This window comes from Edaphobacter sp., assembly GCF_028283685.1.
GTDB lineage: Bacteria > Acidobacteriota > Terriglobia > Terriglobales > Acidobacteriaceae > Edaphobacter.
Genome location: NZ_JAPWKF010000008.1, coordinates 1 through 18,808, shown reverse-complemented (window position 1 = coordinate 18,808; position 18,808 = coordinate 1). Strand labels below are relative to the sequence as shown.

Here is an 18,808-nt window from a genome sequence, read left to right as displayed (position 1 = left end):
ACGTAGAGCATCAGCTGGTCTGCCATGGGCGGGGTTTGAACGAATGAGAGCCGCGCACCGCCGAGACCACCAGGTACCAGGCCGGCCAGCTCAGCGCCCAGTTGGGCAGCCATGCTCCCTTGCTCGTCCAGGCCGGGATCGTGAGCAGGGTAATGGCCGCGGCGAAGAAGAAGGCCGTACGCAGGCGGATGCGGGCAAAGCGCAGTCCACGGTTCAGCCCCCACGCGGCCGGAATCACGAAGAGCAAAAGGCATAGGCGCGAGAGCGATTCGATATGAAAGCGCGCCACGCAGAAGACACAGGGGACGAACGAGAGCACGACGCTGATGCGCACGGTGCGCCGCGAGATCGCCCCCATCACAAACGCGCCTGTAAACGACCACGCCGTAAGCAGCAGCACGTTCGAGAGCAGAAGAGCAGACCCCGGGCCAAGCGTGACGCGCATTCCGTCGAGCACCGTACCATTGATCCAGCGCTGTCCTCCCTGCGCGATAGAGACGGAGAGTCCCATCAGCAGAAGGCTCGATGGTATGGCCAACCCGAAGGCAGCCAGCCAGGGACGCCAGTTCCGCCACAGGCCAAGCTGACGGCGAAGACAGATGCTCACGATATCGAAGACACTTCTCCAGCCAGTCTCACCAAGCTCCACCAGGTCGCCGAGCACGACCTCGCGCTCACAAGGCTCCAGCAGACGCGAGACGGCTTCAAGGACAGCAGACGAGAGGCTCATACGATCCCCTTCCCGCGCTCCACCGCCCACGAGGCATCGCGGCTGACGCGCATAATGGCGTTGTAAAACTCCCTGGCCGCGCTCACCCCCTGCGGTGTGAGTTGCACCATGCGTTTGGAGCGGCCGCCTCGTTCCGTGGTCGCGCCTCCCAGCCAGGTGGTGACAAGGCCCTTGGACTCCAGACGGTCGATCGTCGTGTACAGCGCACCGATCGAACAGCGCCGTCCCGTGGCGCTCTCAATCTGCTCGCGGATGGAGACACCGTAAGCATCATCACCCAATGCGGAGGCCGCTGTAAGCAGAACGTATTCAAATTCGCCAATCATTTGTATTGCATTGTGATAGTAATAAACGCCGTCGTCAACTACATCTTTTCGGCAGGCTACAGCCGCGCACGGCCGCATCCCCGCGAAGGCGCAGGAAGTCCATCAGGATGAGACAGTTTCCTGTGGTCAGCACTGGAGCAATCGCAGCGATTTATTCCAGCGCGCGGTCGCGCTCTCGTACGCCGATGAGATACAGCAGGCTGTCCAGTCCAAGGAACGAGACCGCGTGCCCGGCGGTCTGCCTTACGATCGGCTTGGCACGAAAGGCGATGCCCATGCCCGCGATCCCCAACATCGGCAGATCGTTGGCGCCGTCGCCGACGGCTACGACCTGTTCCAGAGAGATGTTCTCTCGTCTCGCAATCTCGCGCAGCAGCGCTGCCTTGCGAGCGCCGTCCACGATCTCGGTCGTCACCTCGCCGGTCACGGCGCCGTCCACAATGTCCAGCTCGTTGGCGTAGACATAGTCAATGCCCAGCCTTTGCTGCAGATGCCGCGCAAAGAAGGTGAAACCACCCGAGAGGATTGCTGTCTTGTAGCCCAGCTTCTTGAGCGTTCCGATCAACTGCTCCGCGCCGTCAACCAGCGGAATCGACCCAAGCAGCTCCAGCACCTTCGCCTCCGGCAACCCTCGCAGCAGCGCCACACGCCGCCGGAAGCTCTCCTGGAACTCGATCTCACCACGCATCGCCGACTCAGTGATAGCGACCACCTTATCCCCGACCCCGGCCATCCTCGCCAGCTCATCGATAACCTCGCCCTGGATCAGCGTCGAGTCCATGTCGAAGGCAAACAGTCGGCGATTGCGGCGGAAGATGCTCTCCCGCTGAAACGCGATGTCGATGCGCAGCTCCGTGGCGGCGGCAAGAAAGGCGGAACGCATCGAGGTCTCGACCGCAGCATGACCGCGTACCCGCAACTCCACACACGCGTTAGAAGTCGGCGTATGCACGGCCAGCGAGCGACGGCCCGAGAGCCGCTCAATGCGGCTGACGTTCAAGCCGTGTTCGGCGATGATCGCGCTCACCCGCGCCAGCTGCCGCGCTGAGATAGCGCGGCCAAGCATCGTGATGATGAAGCGATCCTTGCCCTGCCCCGCGATCCAGTGCTCCAGCTCCTCGGGGGAGATGGCGTTGACCGTCAAGCGAAGGTCAAGATCCGCAGATGTCTCCTGAAGCGTCCGCTCCAGCTCCTCCAGCTTGTCGGCTGCCGTCTCCACCAGCAGCCCGAGCACAACCGTCTCATGAATGACCGACTGCCCGATATCGAGGACGCATGCATTCGCGTCGGCCAGAATACCCGTAAGCACTGCAATAAGGCCCGGCTGATCGGGGCCTGAAAACTGTAGAAGAACTGTCTTATTCATCGATGCGGAAACCTGCTCTTAAAGGGTAACAGTGTAGCGAGCCATGCTGGGCACATAAGGCATCACTTTCCCAACTCCATGCTGATCGAAGCCTGAAATCAGCTCATCTTCACCAGAAAGCAATCCGTCATCGCCCGCAATGACGGAACATGTTGAAAGCGCATCTCATCTCATGAGAGAGGCGGCGCGGACATCGTGTCCGTCCCGATCGAGATCACCTCACCATGACCGCAGCGAAGACCGGGAAAGTCGGGACAACAACGAAGGCCGAAGCCGCAAAGGCCGGACGGAAGAAGGCGCAGCCGGAGGAGCCCTCTACTGGCTCGTCGCCGCTCGACCTCTTTCACCCGGTCACGGCCAAGTGGTTCCGCGCAGTCTTCGATGCTCCCACGCCGCCGCAGGTGCAGGGCTGGCCCTCCATCGCACGCGGCGAATCGACGCTGATCTTCGCTCCCACCGGCACCGGCAAGACGCTTACCGCCTTCCTCTGGTGCATCGACAAGCTGATGATGCGCACGCCGCCGGAGCGCGAACCCGGCTGTCGCGTCGTCTATCTCTCGCCGCTCAAGGCGCTCGCTGTCGACGTAGAAAGAAACCTGCGTTCCCCCCTCGTCGGCATCGCCAACATGGCCCGCGCCGAGGGGCTCACCGTGCGTATGCCCGAGATCAGCGTTCGCACCGGTGACACCTCGCCAAAGGAGCGCGCACGCTTCAAGCGGCATCCTGGCGACATCCTCATCACCACGCCGGAGAGCCTCTATCTCATGCTGACCTCCGAGGCTGGCGAAGCGCTGCGCTCGGTCGAGACCGTCATCATCGACGAGATTCACGCTCTGGTGCCGACGAAACGCGGCGCTCACATGGCGCTCTCACTCGAACGCCTCGAAGCGCTCACTGGACGCCGTATCCAGCGCATCGGCCTCTCCGCCACGCAGCGGCCTCTCGAAGAGGTCGCTCGCTTCCTCGGGGGAGCGGAAAGTTCTCCTGTCGCGAAGAAGACTGCACGCAAAGCATCTTCTGACACGGCCGAAGAGGTCGCCGAGATTATGGCCTCTGCCATCGACGATCAGAGTACCGACACGGAGGCAATCCGCTATCGCCCCGTCACCATCGTCAACGCCGGGGCGCGCAAAGCTCTTGAGCTGCGCGTCGAAGTCCCCGTCGAAGACATGGCCCGCATCGGTGAGATCGACTCGCAGCCCAGTGGCGCGGCATCGCAGGGACCGAAACGCACCTCCATCTGGCAGTCGATCTATCCTCGCCTGCTGGAGCTCATCCGTGAACGCACCTCCACGCTCATCTTCGTCAACGCACGCCGCATCGCAGAAAGACTTGCCGGTGCGATCAACGAAGAGGCGGGCGAGGCCATCGCCAGAGCGCATCACGGCTCGCTGGCGGCGGCGCAGCGCAGCGAGATGGAAGAGCTGCTGAAGGCAGGCGCCATCAAGGCACTCGTCGCAACCTCATCGCTTGAGCTCGGCATCGACATGGGAGCCATCGATCTCGTCGTGCAGATCGAAGCGCCACCAAGCGTCGCCAGCGGCATGCAGCGCATCGGTCGCGCCGGGCACCAGGTTGGCGCGCCATCCACCGGTGTCATCTTCCCCAAGTATCGCGCCGATCTCATCGCCTGCGCCGCCGTCACCCGCGCCATGCACGAGGGCCACGTCGAATCGACGCGCTTCATGCGCAACCCGCTCGACATCCTCGCCCAGCAGATCGTTGCCATCGTCGCGCATCCTCCGCTCACGCTCGATGAAGCCGAACGCAATCGCTCGCGCAGCCAGGAAGACGAAGGCCCCGGCATCAGCTACGAGGCGCTCTATCAGCTCGTCCGCGGCTCTGCCCCCTTCGCCGGTCTGAGCCGCGGTCTCTTCGACGGCGTGCTCGACATGCTCGCTGGCCGCTATCCCTCCGACGAGTTCGCCGAACTGCGCCCACGCGTCACCTGGGACCGCACCCGCAACTGGATCACTCCCCGCGCAGGTGTCAAGCGCATCGCCATCCTCAACGGCGGCACCATTCCCGACCGCGGCACCTACGGCGTCTTTCTCGCAGGCGAACGCTCGAAGCCGGTGCGCGTCGGCGAACTCGACGAAGAGATGGTCTTCGAGAGCCGCGTCGGTGAGACCTTTCTCCTCGGCGCCTCCGCGTGGCGTATCGAAGAGATCACACACGATCGCGTGCTCGTCTCCCCCGCACCCGGCGAGGCGGGCAAGATGCCCTTCTGGCACGGCGACCAGGCAGGCCGCCCACTCGAATTCGGCCGCCGCATCGGCGCACTCATCCGCGAACTACGCGACGTCCCGCGCAGCGTGGCCATGACGCGGCTCACCCGCGAACACGACCTCGACCCCACCGCCGCTGAAAACGTTTTGCGTTATCTCGCCGACCAGGAGCTCGCAACCACAACCGTCCCCGACGATCGCAACGTCGTCATCGAGCGCGTGCGCGACGAGCTGGGCGACTGGCGCGTCTGCGTGCTCACTCCCTTCGGCAGCCGCGTGCATGCACCCTGGGCCATGGCCGTCACCGCGCATCTCCAAGCCACCGGAGGCCCCGCCGTCGAGACCATGTGGAGTGAAGACGGCTTCGTCCTCCGCTTCCCCGAAACGGACACGGCGCCTGACATCGAACCCATCCTGCTCGAACCCGCCGAGGCCGCAGAGCTTGTTCAACGGCAACTCGGCTCGACCGCCCTCTTCGCCGCGAAGTTTCGCGAGGGTGCAGCGCGTGCGCTCCTGCTACCTCGTCGACGCGCCGATGGTCGCACGCCACTGTGGCAGCAACGCAAACGCTCCTACGATCTGCTGAGTGTGGCCAGCCGCTATGCCTCGTTCCCCATCCTGCTCGAGGCCTACCGCGAGTGCCTGCGCGACGTCTTCGATATGCCCGCGCTGATGGAGACGCTGCGCAGCATCGGCAACCGCAGCCTGCGCGTCCACACCGTTGATTCGCGCACGCCCAGCCCCTTCGCCTCCGCGCTGCTCTTCAGCTACGTCGCCAACTACATCTACGACGGCGACGCCCCACTCGCCGAGCGTCGCGCCCAGGCGCTCTCCATCGACCAGGACCAGCTACGCGAACTGATGGGCGATGCCGATCTGCGCGAACTGCTCGACATCGGCGCCATTGAAGAGACCGAAGAACAGCTTCAGTCTCTGGTTGAAAACTACAAGGCGCGCTCCATGGATGGCGTCCACGACCTCCTGCTGCGCATCGGCGATCTCGCGCGCGAAGAACTTCGCAGACGTTGCGTCTCTGAAGAGGTCGCCGAAACCGTCACGCGATTGATTCGCGCACGCCGCGTGCTCGAGATCGGCATCGCAGGCGAGAAACGCCTCATCGCCGTCGAAGATGCTGCGCGTTATCGCGATGCCCTCGGCGTGCCGCTACCTCCCGGTCTTCCTGTCGCATTTCAACAGGCGGTACCCGACGCCATGCTCGACCTGCTACGCCGCTTCGCCCGCACGCACGGCCCCTTCACCACGCAGGAGATCGCCGGACGCTTCGCACTTCCCGCCGCAACCGCGGAGTCCGTCTTGCAGCGCCTCATTCAGATGGGCCGCGTCGTCGAAGGCGGCTTCCGCCCCGGCGGCATTCATCGCGAGTGGTGTGACGAAGAGGTGCTGCGCACCATCCGACGCAAATCGCTCGCGCGTCTGCGTAAAGAGGTCGAACCCGTCGAACAGCAAACGCTGGCGCGCCTCTTCACGCGCTGGCAGGGAGTCGTGCAGCCGCGCCGCGGACTCGACGCCTTGCTCGACGTCATCGAAAATCTGCAGGGCGCGCCGCTACCTGCCTCCATCCTCGAGACCGAGATCCTCCCCGCGCGCATCATCGGCTACAAGCCCAGCGACCTCGATACGCTGATCGCCGCAGGCGAGGTCGCGTGGGCAGGCTTCGAGCCGCTTGGCGAACGCGACGGACGCATCGGCCTCTATCTCTCCGATAAGCTGCCTGCGCTCTGGCCTCCGCGTCCCGCACCCGAGCTTTCCGAAAAGGAGAGCGCCATCGTCTCGGAGCTGCAGACAAAAGGCGCGTCCTTCTTCCAGGATCTCCACGATCGCCTCGGCGGCGGCTATCCCGGCGAGACGCTGGAGGCCCTCTGGTCGCTGGTGTGGAAGGGCCTCGTCACCAACGACGGACTCGCCGCGCTGCGCGCCTACTGCGATAAACCCTCTCCCGCAGGAAAACCGGCACGACGCATTCATCGCCAGGGCGCACAGACAGCCTTCCGCTCGCGACGCACGACGCCGCCCACCGGGCAGGGACGATGGGCTCTCCAGGCCGCAGCCTTCGAGGCGTCGCGCTCCGCCACCGAGTGGAGTCACGCCATGGCGCAGCAACTGCTGACGCGCTATGGCGTCGTCTTTCGCGAAATGGCTCAGTCGGAAAATCTTCCTGGCGGCTTCTCCGCCATCTACGACGTGCTGAAAGCCATGGAAGAGAGTGGCCGCATCCGGCGCGGCTACTTCGCCGCCGACCTCGGCGCAACCCAGTTCGCTATGCCTGCGGCAGTCGATCTGCTGCGCTCGCTGCGCGCTCGCAACGAAGAGAAGATGGAGCTGCTGCAACTGGCCGCCACCGACCCGGCGAATCCTTACGGCGCGTTGCTGCGCTGGCCCGCGGCGCCGGACAGCAGCTCTTCGCTCACACGCAGCGTCGGCGCACGCGTTATCCTCTGCGACGGCGCGCTCGCCGCATATCTCCGCCGCGGCAATCCCAACGTACAAGTCTTCCTGCCCGAGGAAGAGCCGCAGCGCTCGCAGGTGGCGCGTGCGCTCGCGGAGTTCTTTGTCTCCCGCGTCCACGAACGCAGTGAAGACGGTGACAGCCGCGCAGGCATGTTAATCGCCACCATCAACGGCATCAACGTCGCCGAGCATCCCATTGCGCGTGCCTTGCTCGATGCAGGATTCGCTGCTGCGCCCACCGGCTTCAACGTGCGGCGCATGCTGCCTCCGCTCGGCAGCCACCGCAGCGAGGCGCGGCCCAATGCCTGAGGGCGATACCATCTTTCGCTCCGCCCGCGCGCTCGAACGCGCCATCGGCGGCAAAATCGTCACCGGCTTCGAAACAGGGCTGGCAAAACTTGCGCGTGTCAACGACGACACACCGCTCACCGGACGCACCATCGAAAAAGTCGAATCGCGCGGCAAGTGGTTGCTCATCTTCTTCAGCGGCGACCTCATCCTCGTCACCCACATGTTGATGAGCGGAAGCTGGCACCTCTACCGAACCGGCGAGCGTTGGAAAATGGGACGCTCGCGCATGCGCGTCGTCATCCGCACCGCAGACTGGGAGGCCGTCGCCTTCAACGTGCCCATCGCGGAGTTCTACACCACACGCACACTCGAACGCAGCTCACAGGTGCCGAAGCTCGGCCCCGATATCCTCTCGCAGGACTTCACCGTCGCAGCAGGCGTCGAGCAGCTGAAGACATTCGCTCGCGAACATCCCGAAGCAGAGGTCGGCAACGCCCTGCTCAACCAGCGCGTGATGGCAGGTCTCGGTAACGTCTACAAGAGCGAGGTCGCCTTCGCGGCCAGGGTGCATCCGTTTCGGACGATGCCTACGCTGACGCAAACAGAGATGGAGACGATGGTCGACTTCGCGCAGCGTTACATGCGCGCCAACATCAACGACGGCAGCCACGCCATCGTCACGTACTCCGGCAACCGCCGCACAACGCACGCGATGGATCGCGAAGAACGACTGTGGGTCTACGGCCGCCAGGGGCAGGAATGCCGCCGCTGCGGCACCGCCATCATGATGCGCAGGCAGGGACTCGGCGCACGCTCCACCTACTGGTGCCCGCAGTGTCAGCCGTGGACCGGTGAAGGCGCAGCTCCCGTCGGCACCAGCACCATCGTGAAACGCGGCAGAATCGGCTGCTGAACGCCAACACGCATCAAGCAAAACGCCTCCCACACGAAGAAGCGGAATGCTGTAACCCGCGTCAGGCGAAGATCGTTTTGGACGTTGACTGCATGGTTGAGGAACATCGTACGCACATAATCTGCGCTCGATAGCGCACCGTGCCGAGGGTTGGCCGAGGAACTCTTTAATCAAAGAGTGGTGTTAGAGGGGCTGAGGATAAATCATCCTCAGCCCTTCTCCGCGACGAGCTTCACCCAAGCTTCATCGCTTCAATCGCCTCAAGCCGTGCGGCCTTCAGCACCTTCACCGGATCGCCCACCGGCGAAAACTCCATGCAGATATAGCGGTCGTAGTGCAGCTCCGCCAGCTTGCGATAGATGTTGCTGTAGTTAACTTCACCGGTACCCGGCTGATGACGCCCGGGCACATCGGCGATATGCACCAGCCCCACCTGGTCGATGTTCTTCTCCAGCTTCTCGATCAGATTTCCGGCCTGGCGCTGCTCATGGTAGAAGTCGTACAGGACCTTGATCCGCGGACTGCCTACCGCGCGTGTGATCTCAAAGGCCTCGGCCACGCTGTTCACAGCCTCATCCTTATACTCCAACAGATCGATCGGCTCCAGTACGATCTCGATCTCGTCCTTCTCCAGAAGGTCCGCCGCATACTTCAGCGAGTCGACGATCGCAGCCCGCTGCTGCTCCGGCGTCTGCCCCGGTACGCGCGTATAAGCCGTATAGATGAACTGCTTGCAGCCCAGCTCCTTCGCTCCCGGGATCGCGGCCATCAGGTCGTCGTGCAGCGCCTGCCGCTTGGCGTGGTTCGCCAGCGGATTGCGCCCCGGTACAGCGCTGTCTACTGCAAGACCCAGTTCATGCAGCTTGTCCAGGTTGTGCTTCCACTCGTCTTTGGTCCACTTCTCGTACTCGTTGCCGACTTCGACACCGTTGAATCCTGCGGCAGCAGCCAGCTCCAGCCGCTGATCAAAGCTCAGCCCCTTGGGCAAGGACCACAACATCACCGAAAACTTTTGCCCGCCACTCACAGGCGGCATTGCTGCGTTGGAGGCAAGGGCCTTATGGCCCGGAAGCAGTGTTGCAAGTGATGCGGCGGCCGACAATCTTGAAAATTCGCGACGGTTCATCCTGTCTCCTGTGCTGGCGAGCCAGTATAAAGGATGTGCTGCCGCAGGCACACGTTACGCGTCATTCTGTAAACTGCTGAACAACCCATCGGCCCTGGAGTTGGACGAAGTGAAATGGCTGTTGCTGAGATCTCTGCAGGTCACTGCCCTGTTACCCCTGATATCTGTGCCCCTGCTGGCACAGTTCCCCCACTCGCCCGTTGATCCCGACCGCCGCGATCGCGGAGCCGCTATCTACGCGGGCAAATGCGCCAGCTGCCACGGCGACGACGCGCGAGGCACCGCCAACGGACCCGACCTCATCCGTTCGCTTCCCGTCCTCCACGATCGCCGCGAGATGCTCTACGGCAAGGAGCTCGGACCGCTGCTGACCACACTGCCCGGTCACAGTTACAAGTTCAACGACAAGCAGCTCGGCGATCTCTCGCAGTTCCTCACCGCCTCCATCAACGGCATTCTGCGCAGCGGCGGCAACTCGCAGCCCACCGGCCTGCTCAACGGTGACGCCCAGGCTGGCGAGGCCTACTTCAACGGCGCCGGCGGCTGCACCAAGTGCCACTCCGTCACCGGTGACCTCGCAGGCATCGGTAAAAAGTACTCCGCCTCCGCGCTGCAGCAGAAGTTCCTCTTCCCCAACTCCGGCCTCTTCCTCAAGAAAAAAGTACAGGTCACCGTGAAGCTGCGCTCCGGTAAGACCTACACCGGCGACGTCGTTCACATCGACGACTTCACCGTCATGCTCCGCGAAAAGTCCGGCGAGACGCTCTCCTTCAACCGCGTCCCCGGCATCACCGTCACCACCGACAATCCCTACACAGCGCATGAGGAACTGCTCCGCAAGTACACCAACGCCGACATGCACAACATGACCACCTATCTGGACTCCCTGAAATGAAGCTGCTGACGGCCTCTCTCCTCGCCCTGTCTCTCGCCCCTGCCTGCGTGCGCGCACAGGACACCGCCGCGCTCAACAAGCTCACCGACAGCTGGCCCACCTACAACGGCGATTACTCCGGCCGCCGCTATAGCCCGCTGACGAAGATCAACACCGCCACCGTCAAACAGCTCCAGCCCGCGTGGAACTTCCGCGTCGAGACGACCACCGGCGGCGGCAAGCGCATCTCCGCCACGCCGCTCGAGGTCGATGGCGTACTCTACTTCACCGTGCCCAGCCACGTCTGGGCCGTCGACGCGCGTACCGGCCGCAAGCTCTGGCAGTTCGACTGGGCCAGCAAGGGTGGTGAGACCATCGGCAACCGTGGCGCCGCCGTCCTCGGCAACACCGTCTACTTCGAGACCGAAGACTGCAACCTCGTCGCCATCGATCGCACCACGGGCAAAGAAAAGTGGCATGCCTCCATCGGCAATCCGGACCAGTTCTACTTCGGCAGCGTCGCTCCCGTCATCGTCAAGAACCACGTCATGGTCGGCATCAGCGGCGACGACTTCGATAACCCCGGCTACATCGAGGCTCACGATCCCGAGACCGGAGCCCTGCAATGGCGCTGGTACGACCATCCCAACCCCGGCGATCCCGAGGCCAAGACCTGGCCCAACGACGAGGCCATGATGCACGGCGGCGGCATGACCTGGGTGGCAGGCACCTACGATCCCGAACTCAATCTCTACTACTTCGGCACCGGCAACGCGCAGCCCGTCATCAATGGTCTCGCCCGCCTCGGCGACAATCTCTACACCTCCACCATCTGCGCCCTCAACCCCGACACCGGCAAGCTCGTCTGGTACTTCCAGCCCAATCCGCACGACACCCACGACTGGGACGCCGTGCAGACGCCCGTGCTGATCGACGGCATCATCGATGGCAAGCATCGCAAGCTCGTCGCGCAGGCCAGCCGCAACGGCTGGTACTTCCTGCTCGATCGCGCTACCGGAAAAAACCTGCTGAGCACCCCCTTCGCCATGCAGAACTGGACCCTCGGCGTCAGCAAGAACGGCTCACCCATCCCCAACCCGGAGAAGATGGCCCACACTAACGGCGCACTCGTCTCGCCCAACCAGGCAGGCGCAGCCAACTGGTATCCGCCCAGCTACAGCCCGCAGACCGGCCTCTTCTATGTTCCGGCGTACGACGCCTACAGCGTCTACTACATCTACGACAACAACAAGAAGCCCGAAGGCTGGGCGGGTAACGATCGCGGCGGCTGGTCCGAGGCCTCCTTGCGTGCCTTCGACTACCGCACCGGCAAGGTGCGCTGGAATCACAAGTGGCCCAGCTCCGGCGGACGCTCCGGCATCCTCACCACTGCGGGCAATCTGCTCTTCACCGGCGACACCACCACCAACCTCGTCGCCTTCAACGCAGCCAACGGCACCATCCTCTGGCACGCTGGACTAGGCAGCATCGTCAGCAACGGCCCCATCACCTACGAGCTCGACGGCCTCCAGTACCTCGTCGCCGCCGCAGGCGACACGCTCTACGCCTTCGTCCTGCGCTGAAGCCTCATCGCCACCCGGCGATCTTCTCCATCGGGACGTAGCCCGGAAAGTTCGGCGAGTGCAGCATGCTCTTCGGGCGCAGCATGAGTCTGTCGCCCTCCACCCACTCCGGCCCGCGCTCGCGCAGATGCTCCACCATGCGGCCGCGCCACATCGCCAGATCTTTGCCGGAACTGCTCTTCGCCACAAGATCGTTCAGCTCATTGGGATCCTTCTTCAGGTCGAAGAGCTGCTCCTGCCCATCGAAGGCATGGAAGATGTACTTCCACCTGCCATCCGTCAGTGCTGTCCAGTGATTTGTCCTGTCGTACGTCAGGTCGTGCTCCAGATCGAGGTACTCCCTCCATCCTTCTTTCCCGTTGCGCACCAGCTCCAGCATGCTGCGGCCGTCCATGCTCTTCGGAGCATCCACCCCGGCGACCTCAAGAAACGTCGGCAGCACATCCCGCAGCTCCACCGTGCCCTCCACCCGTTGACCGCGCCGCAGCCCCATCGACTTCGGCACTCGCATCAGCATGGGAATATGCGCCGACTGCTCATACGCATACGATTTGCGCCACATGTTCTGATCGCCCAGCATATCCCCGTGGTCCGAGAAAAAGACGATCAGCGTACTCTCAAGAATGCCCCGCCGCTCCAACACCTCAAGAATGCGTCCGACCTGCTCATCCATGAATGAGACCGAGCCGTAGTAGCCCTGGCGCGAGTTGCGGATCATCTCGTCGCTCAGCTTGCCATGCCACAGGTCGTCGCGCTCGCTGCTGCGCGGCTCATACTTCACTGCCCACTCACCGGCCTCTGCTTTGGGCAGGTCGGCCTTTTCATACATCTTGAAGAATCGTTCCGGCGGATCGTACGGGCTGTGCGGACGAATGAATGACACCTTCAGAAAGAACGGATCCTTGCGCTCGTACTGCTCCAGAAACCGCACCGCCGTCGTCCCCGTCCAATACGTGGCGTGCATCTCTTCCGGAAAGACAAATGGTTTGGCCGTACGGTCATTCCAGCCCAGGCCCGTCTTGTGCGGATCTTTGTCCGGCATCTGCGACCAGAACCACGACTCGTAATCACAACGCGGCTCATACGATTGAGCCGTCTGCGGTCCACTTTGATCGAACCAGTAGCTGCAGTGCTCGTCCGTCACCATATGGTTGTAACCATGCGGATTCGTAATCGGATAGTAGTGGTTCTTCCCCACGGCCATCGTGAAATATCCCGCCTCCGACAACGCGCGCGCCTTCTCCACCGGATAGGGATTGGTCGCAATATTGGAGTAGCCAAGCATCCCGTGCTTCCACGGACTCATCCCCGTCATCAGCGCACTTCGGGCGGGCGTGCAGCTTGGCGTCGAGCTATAGGCCTGCTCGAAGATAATTCCCTCGTTCCCAAGCCGGTCCAGGTGCGGCGTCCGAATCACCCGGTTGCCATACACGCCCACGCAGTCCTGGCGCAGCTGGTCCGCCATAATCATCACAATGTTCGTCTTGCCGACAGATGCCAGGGCCTGCACATTGCTCGACGCTCCAACCACCGGCTGGGCTTCTTCCGCCGGGTTGCTCTTTGCCTTCAATAGCGCAGAAGCGCCATACGCAATAAATTCTCTGCGGTCCATCCGGCCCTCTCCCTCTGGTCCCTTGCAGCATAAAGCATCATTGAAGTCCCGGAACGTCGGACCCGCGCGACACGAACGCGGCAGAACTCTTTAGACTGGAAGGCAACTGGCGTTGTTGTTATCTACCCGGCCGGAGGCACCTCGTTCATGTCCGCACCCAAGCTATCCGATATCGCCAAGCGTGCAGGCGTCTCCGTCGCCGCGGTATCGATCGCGCTCAACAACAAAGACACCACCCGCGTCAGCGCCGTCAAGCGCGAGCTTATCCAGAAGATCGCCAAGGAACTCGGCTACGCTCCCAACGAGCTCGCCAAAGCCCTCGCCGAAAGGCGCACCCGCCTGCTCGGCCTCATGGTCCCCATGCGCGATCCCATCTTCTTCAACCAGTTCATCGCGCAGGCTCTCTCCGGCATCCAGGCCACCGTCATGCGCCGCGGCTACAACCTGCTGATCTATTCGCCCTCCGGCCGTCCCGGACGCGCCACTCGCGACCAGATCCTCGAAAGCCGCTTCACCGACGGCCTCATCTTCATCAACACGCGCTCCTGCACCACGCGCGACATCAACGACACCATCCATGAGCTTGATGCTGCGAAGATTCACTTCACGATGATCAACTCCTACTACGGCCGTGCGGCGATCAACTACGTCGGCGTCGATGACGCCGCGCTCGCCGAATCCGCCGTACGCTATCTCGTCGACCGAGGCCACCGCCGCATCGCCTTCCTCAGCGGAGCCGCCACGCTGCCCACCCACATTCATCTGCTGCAGGGCCTGCGCCGTGGTCTCACCGAAGCTGGCCTCGAGCTGAAGCCCGAACACATCGGCTGCACCGAGTACGACCAGGTCAAGGCCTTCACCATCCTTGATGGCTGGTTCTCCCGCCGCAAGGATCGCCCCACCGCCATCTTCACCGCCGACGACTCTCTGCTCGTGCACATGTACGACTACGTCGAAGCACGCCAGCTCAGTGTTCCCGGCGACGTCGCCATCCTCGCCCGCGCCAACTCGGCCAACGCCGGCGGTCTGCGGCCGCGACCCAGCGCCTTCTTCATCCCCACCTTCGAGATGGGGCAGCTCGCCGCCGACATGCTCATCGACTCCATCGAAAAGCCCGCCCAGCCGCGCCGCCGCATCCTGCTTCCCTTCACTCTCTCCGAAGGCAAAACCGCCTGAGCCCACGACGAACGGGACACGCCACATTTCGTTATTTGCAACCGTAGCTGAACTTTTCTGCAGACCGCCGCAAGCTCACAAGCCTGCGGTCTTCCCAAAGACGTGCCGCATTTCAGAAAATTGCTTGACAAGCCTTTATGGCCGAATCTAAGCTCCCCGGCGAATGTTAACCGATTAACTTTGCGTTTTGGAACGCCGGGTTACACGGTCAGGAGCGACGCATGTTCAACCATTTCACACGGCGCCGGGGACACCGGCTCGCGGCTTTGTTCGTCTTTTTCGGTCTGTTTGTCTTCCTTGCAGGGCCCCTCTCTGCGCAGCAGGGCACCGGCAACATCATCGGCACAGTCAAAGACTCCACCGGCGCAACCGTCACCGGTGCCACCGTCGATATCGAAAACCTCGACACGCAGAACAAGTTCACGCTCACCACCAACGACGCGGGCTTCTACAACTCGCCGCCATTGGTGCTCGGCAGCAATTACCGCGTGACGGTCTCGCGCCCGGGCTTCCAGACCTCCGTCACCACCGGCATCCCCGTCACCGTCGGCTCCCGCGTCGAGACCGACGTGCAGCTCTCCGTCGGCGGTGCCACCGAGACCGTACAGGTCGATGCCTCGCAGGCCGTCCTCGACACCACCTCCGCCACCCTCGGCGCCGTCGTCGGCGAAAAATCCATCCAGGAGCTTCCGCTCAACGGACGCAACACCATCGCCCTGACCACGCTCACGCCCGGCGTCCGCATCAACACCACCGTCGCACAGTCCGGCTTCGCCAATCGCGGCACCAACCTCTCGGCCATCTCCATCAACGGCTCGCCCACAGGATCGAACTCCTACATCCTCGACGGCCAGAGCAATCTCTCCACCACCACCGGCGAGATCGCCGTCAACCCCAACACCGACTCCATCCAGGAGTTCAAGGTGCAGAGCGGCTCCTTCTCCGCCCAGTACGGCTTTACCCTCGGCGGAGTCGTCAATCTGGTCAGCCGCTCCGGCACCAATAACTTCCACGGCTCCATCTACGAGTTCCTGCGCAACGACGTCTTCAACGCGCGCAACTACTTTGCCCGGCCGCCTCTCACCAAGCCCGTCCTGCGCTACAACCAGTTCGGCGGCGCCATCGGCGGACCCATCGTCCACAACCGCGCCTACTTCTTCGCCAACTACGAGGCCTACCGCTTCATCCAGTCCAACCCGCAGTACCTCTCCGTGCCCACCGCCGCGCAGCGCACCGGAGACTTCTCCGGCCTCGCCGACTCCAACGGCAACAAGATCCAGCTCTACAATCCCTACACCACCACAATCAACGGCAATATCGCCACACGCCAGCCATACCTCAACAACCAGGTCACCAACCTCGATCCGGTCGCGCTCAACTACCAGAACACCTTCTACCCGCTGCCCAACGTCACCCCGACCAACGCGTTTACCAATACCAACAACTTCCTCTTTCTTAACCGCGGCATCAGCAACATGTACAACGCCCTCGGCCGCGTCGACTACCGTCTCAGCGACAAGGACACCGTCTTCGTCCGCTACGCCTACTACAACAACTTCACCAACGGCGGAACCGGTGGTGGCACCTACTATCCCGATCCCACCGTCGCCAACCGCTACGACACCTACATCGCCAAAGAAATCCTCGCCGGCGACACGCATACCTTCTCCTCCACGCTGATCAACGACCTGCGCCTCTCCGTCGAGCGGCAGGAGTTCCCCTTCCAGGCCGTCAGCGCCGGCGGCAACTGGCCCCAGCAACTCGGCCTGCCCTCCAACGTTCCCAACTTCGCCCTGCCCACCGTCGGTAACGGCCTGCCCGCCTCCGTGCAGACCATCGGCCTGCGCACCTACACCTTGCCGCAGATCACCGACACGCTCACCAAGGTCATCCAGCGCCATACCCTGACGATGGGCACCGACCTGCGCTACAACATCGGCGGCAACCTCCAGCGCAACACGCCTTCCGGCAACTTCAGCTTCGCCGCCGGTCTCACCTCCGATCCCTCCGGTGCTGCTGCCGCTCCAGGCTTCGTCAACACCGGCTACAGCTACGCCAGCTTCCTTGCCGGAGCCGTCAGTACAGCCAGCATCACCACCAATCTCGGTGAGACCGACCGCGCCATCAGTACCTCCTTCTTCCTGCAGGACGACTGGCAGCCCACCGACCGGCTTACCCTCAACCTGGGCCTGCGCTGGGACTATCAGCAGCAGCCCTATGAGCAGAACAACGGCTACAGTAACTTCAACCCCAACCTCTCTTCCGGTGGCTTCCAGGGCATCATGCAGTACGCCAACACCGGCGGCGTAGGCCGCAACTTCGTCCCCGAAAGCTTCACCGACTTCGGTCCGCGCATCGGCTTCGCCTACAAGGCCACCGCCGACGGCAAGACCGTCCTGCGCGGCGGCTTCGGCATGTATTACCCGCTGATGTTCAACTCGATCTACACCGGTCAGACCAACGGCTTCTCCTCCACCAACACCAGCTACAACCCTTCAGGCAACGACACCCGCCTCGTAGCCTTCCAGTTCAAAAACGGCTTCCCCACCAATCCGCTGCAGCCGCTCGGCGCCGCCTTCGGTCCCCTCGGCTTCCTCGGCCAGTCGCCCGGGTATCAGGATCCCACTCGCTGGAAGACGCCCATGTCGCAGCAATACACGCTCAGCGTGCAGCGTGAGATTCCCTACTCCATCGTTGTTCAGGCCACCTACGTCGGCAATCATGGCGTTCATCTGCCCGCCGGTGGTTACAACATGAATTCGCTCGACCCCAAGTACTTCAGCCTGGGACGCCTTGCCCTGCAGGCCTCCGTGCCCAATCCCTACGCAGGACAGATCACCGGCTCACTCGGCGCCGCCACCATCACCCGCGCCCAGTCCCTGCTGCCCTACCCGTACTACAGCTCAGTCTCCGTCTACAATCCGCACGATGCCAACCTGATGTCGCACGCCCTGCAGCTCTCCGCACAGCGTCAGGCACGCAACGGGCTCATCCTGCTCTTCGGCTACACCATGAGCAAGACACTCGAAGACAGCATCACCTCTCCACTCGCCTACCTCAACGGACTGGCCGCCAACAACGGCTACCAGAACGTCTATAACCGTCACGCGGAGTACTCGCTTGACCCCTCCGACGTCTCGCAGCGCGCCACCGTCAGCGCCCTCTACAACCTGCCCTTCGGCCGCAACCAGAAGTTCTCCTCCGGCAACGCCTGGATCAATCGCGCCATCGGCGGCTTCCAGTTCAACCTCATCGGTGTCTTCCAGACCGGAACACCGCTCAACATCACCGGCGCCAACGCCTATAGCGCAACCCGCCCCAACTACGTTCCCGGCGAATCAGCCAGCATCAAGAACCCCAGCACCGCAAAGTGGTTCAACACCTTCGCCTTTCAGAACCCCACCGACTACACCTTCGGCAACGTCCCGCGCTCGCTGCCCCGCCTGCGCGGACCGGGAACCGAAAACTTCGACTTCTCCATCTTCAAGACCACGGAGATCACCGAGCGCTGGAAGATTCAGCTTCGCGCCGAAGCCTTCAACGTCCTCAACCACGCCAACTTCGGCCTGCCGAACACCTCCTTCTCCGCTTCCGCCAACACCGTTCCCGCAGGCGGCAACAACGGTATCGCTGCTCCCTGCACCATCACGGCGCGAGACAGTTTCGGTACCCCCACCTCGGGATCAGGCGGCTGCAACACCAACGGCTCCTTCGGCGCCATCACCAGCGCAGCCGATGGTCGCTCACTCCAGCTCGCAGCCAAACTCATCTTCTAAATTTGCCGCATACCTACTGGAGGGGCAGAGCGCAAACTCTGCCCTTCTTTTCGTCTCGTAGAATCTTCCCTGCCACCCGAGGACACTGAGGACACTTATGAACAAGCTGCGACGCCGCCTTCTGCTGGCCGCTCTTCTCCCCGCACTTCCCCTCGCCGCACATGCTGCGGAACGCATCTCGCTCGACGGCCCCGGCTGGACCTTCAAGCCCACCCTCGCCGACAAACCCGAACCCGTCTCCATCCCGCACTGCTGGCCCGCCGACGAGAAGTACCGCCGCTACATCGGCCACGCCCTCTACGAACACGACTTCCAGTCCCCCACGCTCAAGCCCGGAC

Annotated in this window: 12 protein-coding genes; 7 read left to right on the top strand and 5 right to left on the bottom strand. The window is 62.9% G+C overall.

All coding sequences use genetic code 11. The features are described from left to right. Positions 1–10 precede the first annotated feature (10 nt). The 3 genes from PW789_RS15145 to serB all read right to left on the bottom strand — a co-directional run bounded on the left by PW789_RS15145 (position 11) and on the right by serB (position 2,422). Entirely contained in the window at positions 11–730 is a 720-nt protein-coding gene (locus PW789_RS15145) for a hypothetical protein (protein WP_299377969.1), read from the bottom strand. After that, positions 727–1,056 (bottom strand): PadR family transcriptional regulator, encoded by a 330-nt coding sequence (locus tag PW789_RS15140; RefSeq protein ID WP_299377967.1) that lies wholly within the window; start codon positions 1,054–1,056, stop codon positions 727–729. Before PW789_RS15140 ends, PW789_RS15145 begins: the two co-directional genes overlap by 4 nt. Before the next feature lie 151 nt (positions 1,057–1,207). Then, entirely contained in the window at positions 1,208–2,422 is a 1,215-nt protein-coding gene (serB, locus tag PW789_RS15135) for a phosphoserine phosphatase SerB (RefSeq protein ID WP_299377966.1), read from the bottom strand. A 224-nt stretch (positions 2,423–2,646) separates the two neighbouring features. On the opposite strand from serB, the gene PW789_RS15130 reads away from it, so the two are divergent. Together PW789_RS15130 and PW789_RS15125 are read left to right on the top strand one after the other, a co-directional pair. After that, positions 2,647–7,428 carry a DEAD/DEAH box helicase gene (locus tag PW789_RS15130; RefSeq protein WP_299377964.1) on the top strand — a complete coding sequence of 1,594 codons (4,782 nt, stop codon included), beginning with the start codon at positions 2,647–2,649 and terminating at the stop codon, positions 7,426–7,428. After that, a complete protein-coding gene (locus PW789_RS15125; RefSeq protein ID WP_299377962.1) occupies positions 7,421–8,323 on the top strand; it encodes a DNA-formamidopyrimidine glycosylase family protein in 903 nt (300 codons plus the stop codon). Before PW789_RS15130 ends, PW789_RS15125 begins: the two co-directional genes overlap by 8 nt. Positions 8,324–8,555: 232 nt before the next feature. On the opposite strand, the gene PW789_RS15120 is transcribed toward PW789_RS15125, so the two are convergent. Then, positions 8,556–9,449, bottom strand: coding sequence for a TIM barrel protein (locus tag PW789_RS15120; RefSeq protein ID WP_299377960.1), 894 nt, complete (start codon positions 9,447–9,449; stop codon positions 8,556–8,558). A gap of 166 nt (positions 9,450–9,615) precedes the next feature. Here PW789_RS15120 and PW789_RS15115 point away from each other — a divergent pair, with 166 nt between their 5' ends. Both PW789_RS15115 and PW789_RS15110 read left to right on the top strand, forming a co-directional pair. After that, positions 9,616–10,344 carry a c-type cytochrome gene (locus tag PW789_RS15115; protein WP_299377958.1) on the top strand — a complete coding sequence of 243 codons (729 nt, stop codon included), beginning with the start codon at positions 9,616–9,618 and terminating at the stop codon, positions 10,342–10,344. Further along, the gene (locus PW789_RS15110; RefSeq protein ID WP_299377955.1) at positions 10,341–11,906 is read left to right on the top strand and encodes an acido-empty-quinoprotein group A; all 1,566 of its coding nucleotides are present in this window, start codon (positions 10,341–10,343) and stop codon (positions 11,904–11,906) included. Before PW789_RS15115 ends, PW789_RS15110 begins: the two co-directional genes overlap by 4 nt. Before the next feature lie 4 nt (positions 11,907–11,910). Here the strand turns inward: PW789_RS15110 and PW789_RS15105 are convergent, their stop codons facing one another. Next, positions 11,911–13,518, bottom strand: a complete 1,608-nt coding sequence (locus PW789_RS15105; protein WP_299377953.1) for an arylsulfatase — start codon at positions 13,516–13,518, stop codon at positions 11,911–11,913. 147 nt (positions 13,519–13,665) lie between these two features. Here PW789_RS15105 and PW789_RS15100 point away from each other — a divergent pair, with 147 nt between their 5' ends. From PW789_RS15100 to PW789_RS15090, 3 genes are all read left to right on the top strand, one after another. After that, positions 13,666–14,694 carry a LacI family DNA-binding transcriptional regulator gene (locus tag PW789_RS15100; protein WP_299377950.1) on the top strand — a complete coding sequence of 343 codons (1,029 nt, stop codon included), beginning with the start codon at positions 13,666–13,668 and terminating at the stop codon, positions 14,692–14,694. A gap of 221 nt (positions 14,695–14,915) precedes the next feature. After that, the gene (locus PW789_RS15095; RefSeq protein ID WP_299377948.1) at positions 14,916–18,470 is read left to right on the top strand and encodes a TonB-dependent receptor; all 3,555 of its coding nucleotides are present in this window, start codon (positions 14,916–14,918) and stop codon (positions 18,468–18,470) included. Between the two features lie 97 nt (positions 18,471–18,567). Then, positions 18,568–18,808 (top strand): hypothetical protein (locus PW789_RS15090; protein ID WP_299377945.1); only part of this gene is annotated, 241 nt, incomplete at its 3' end.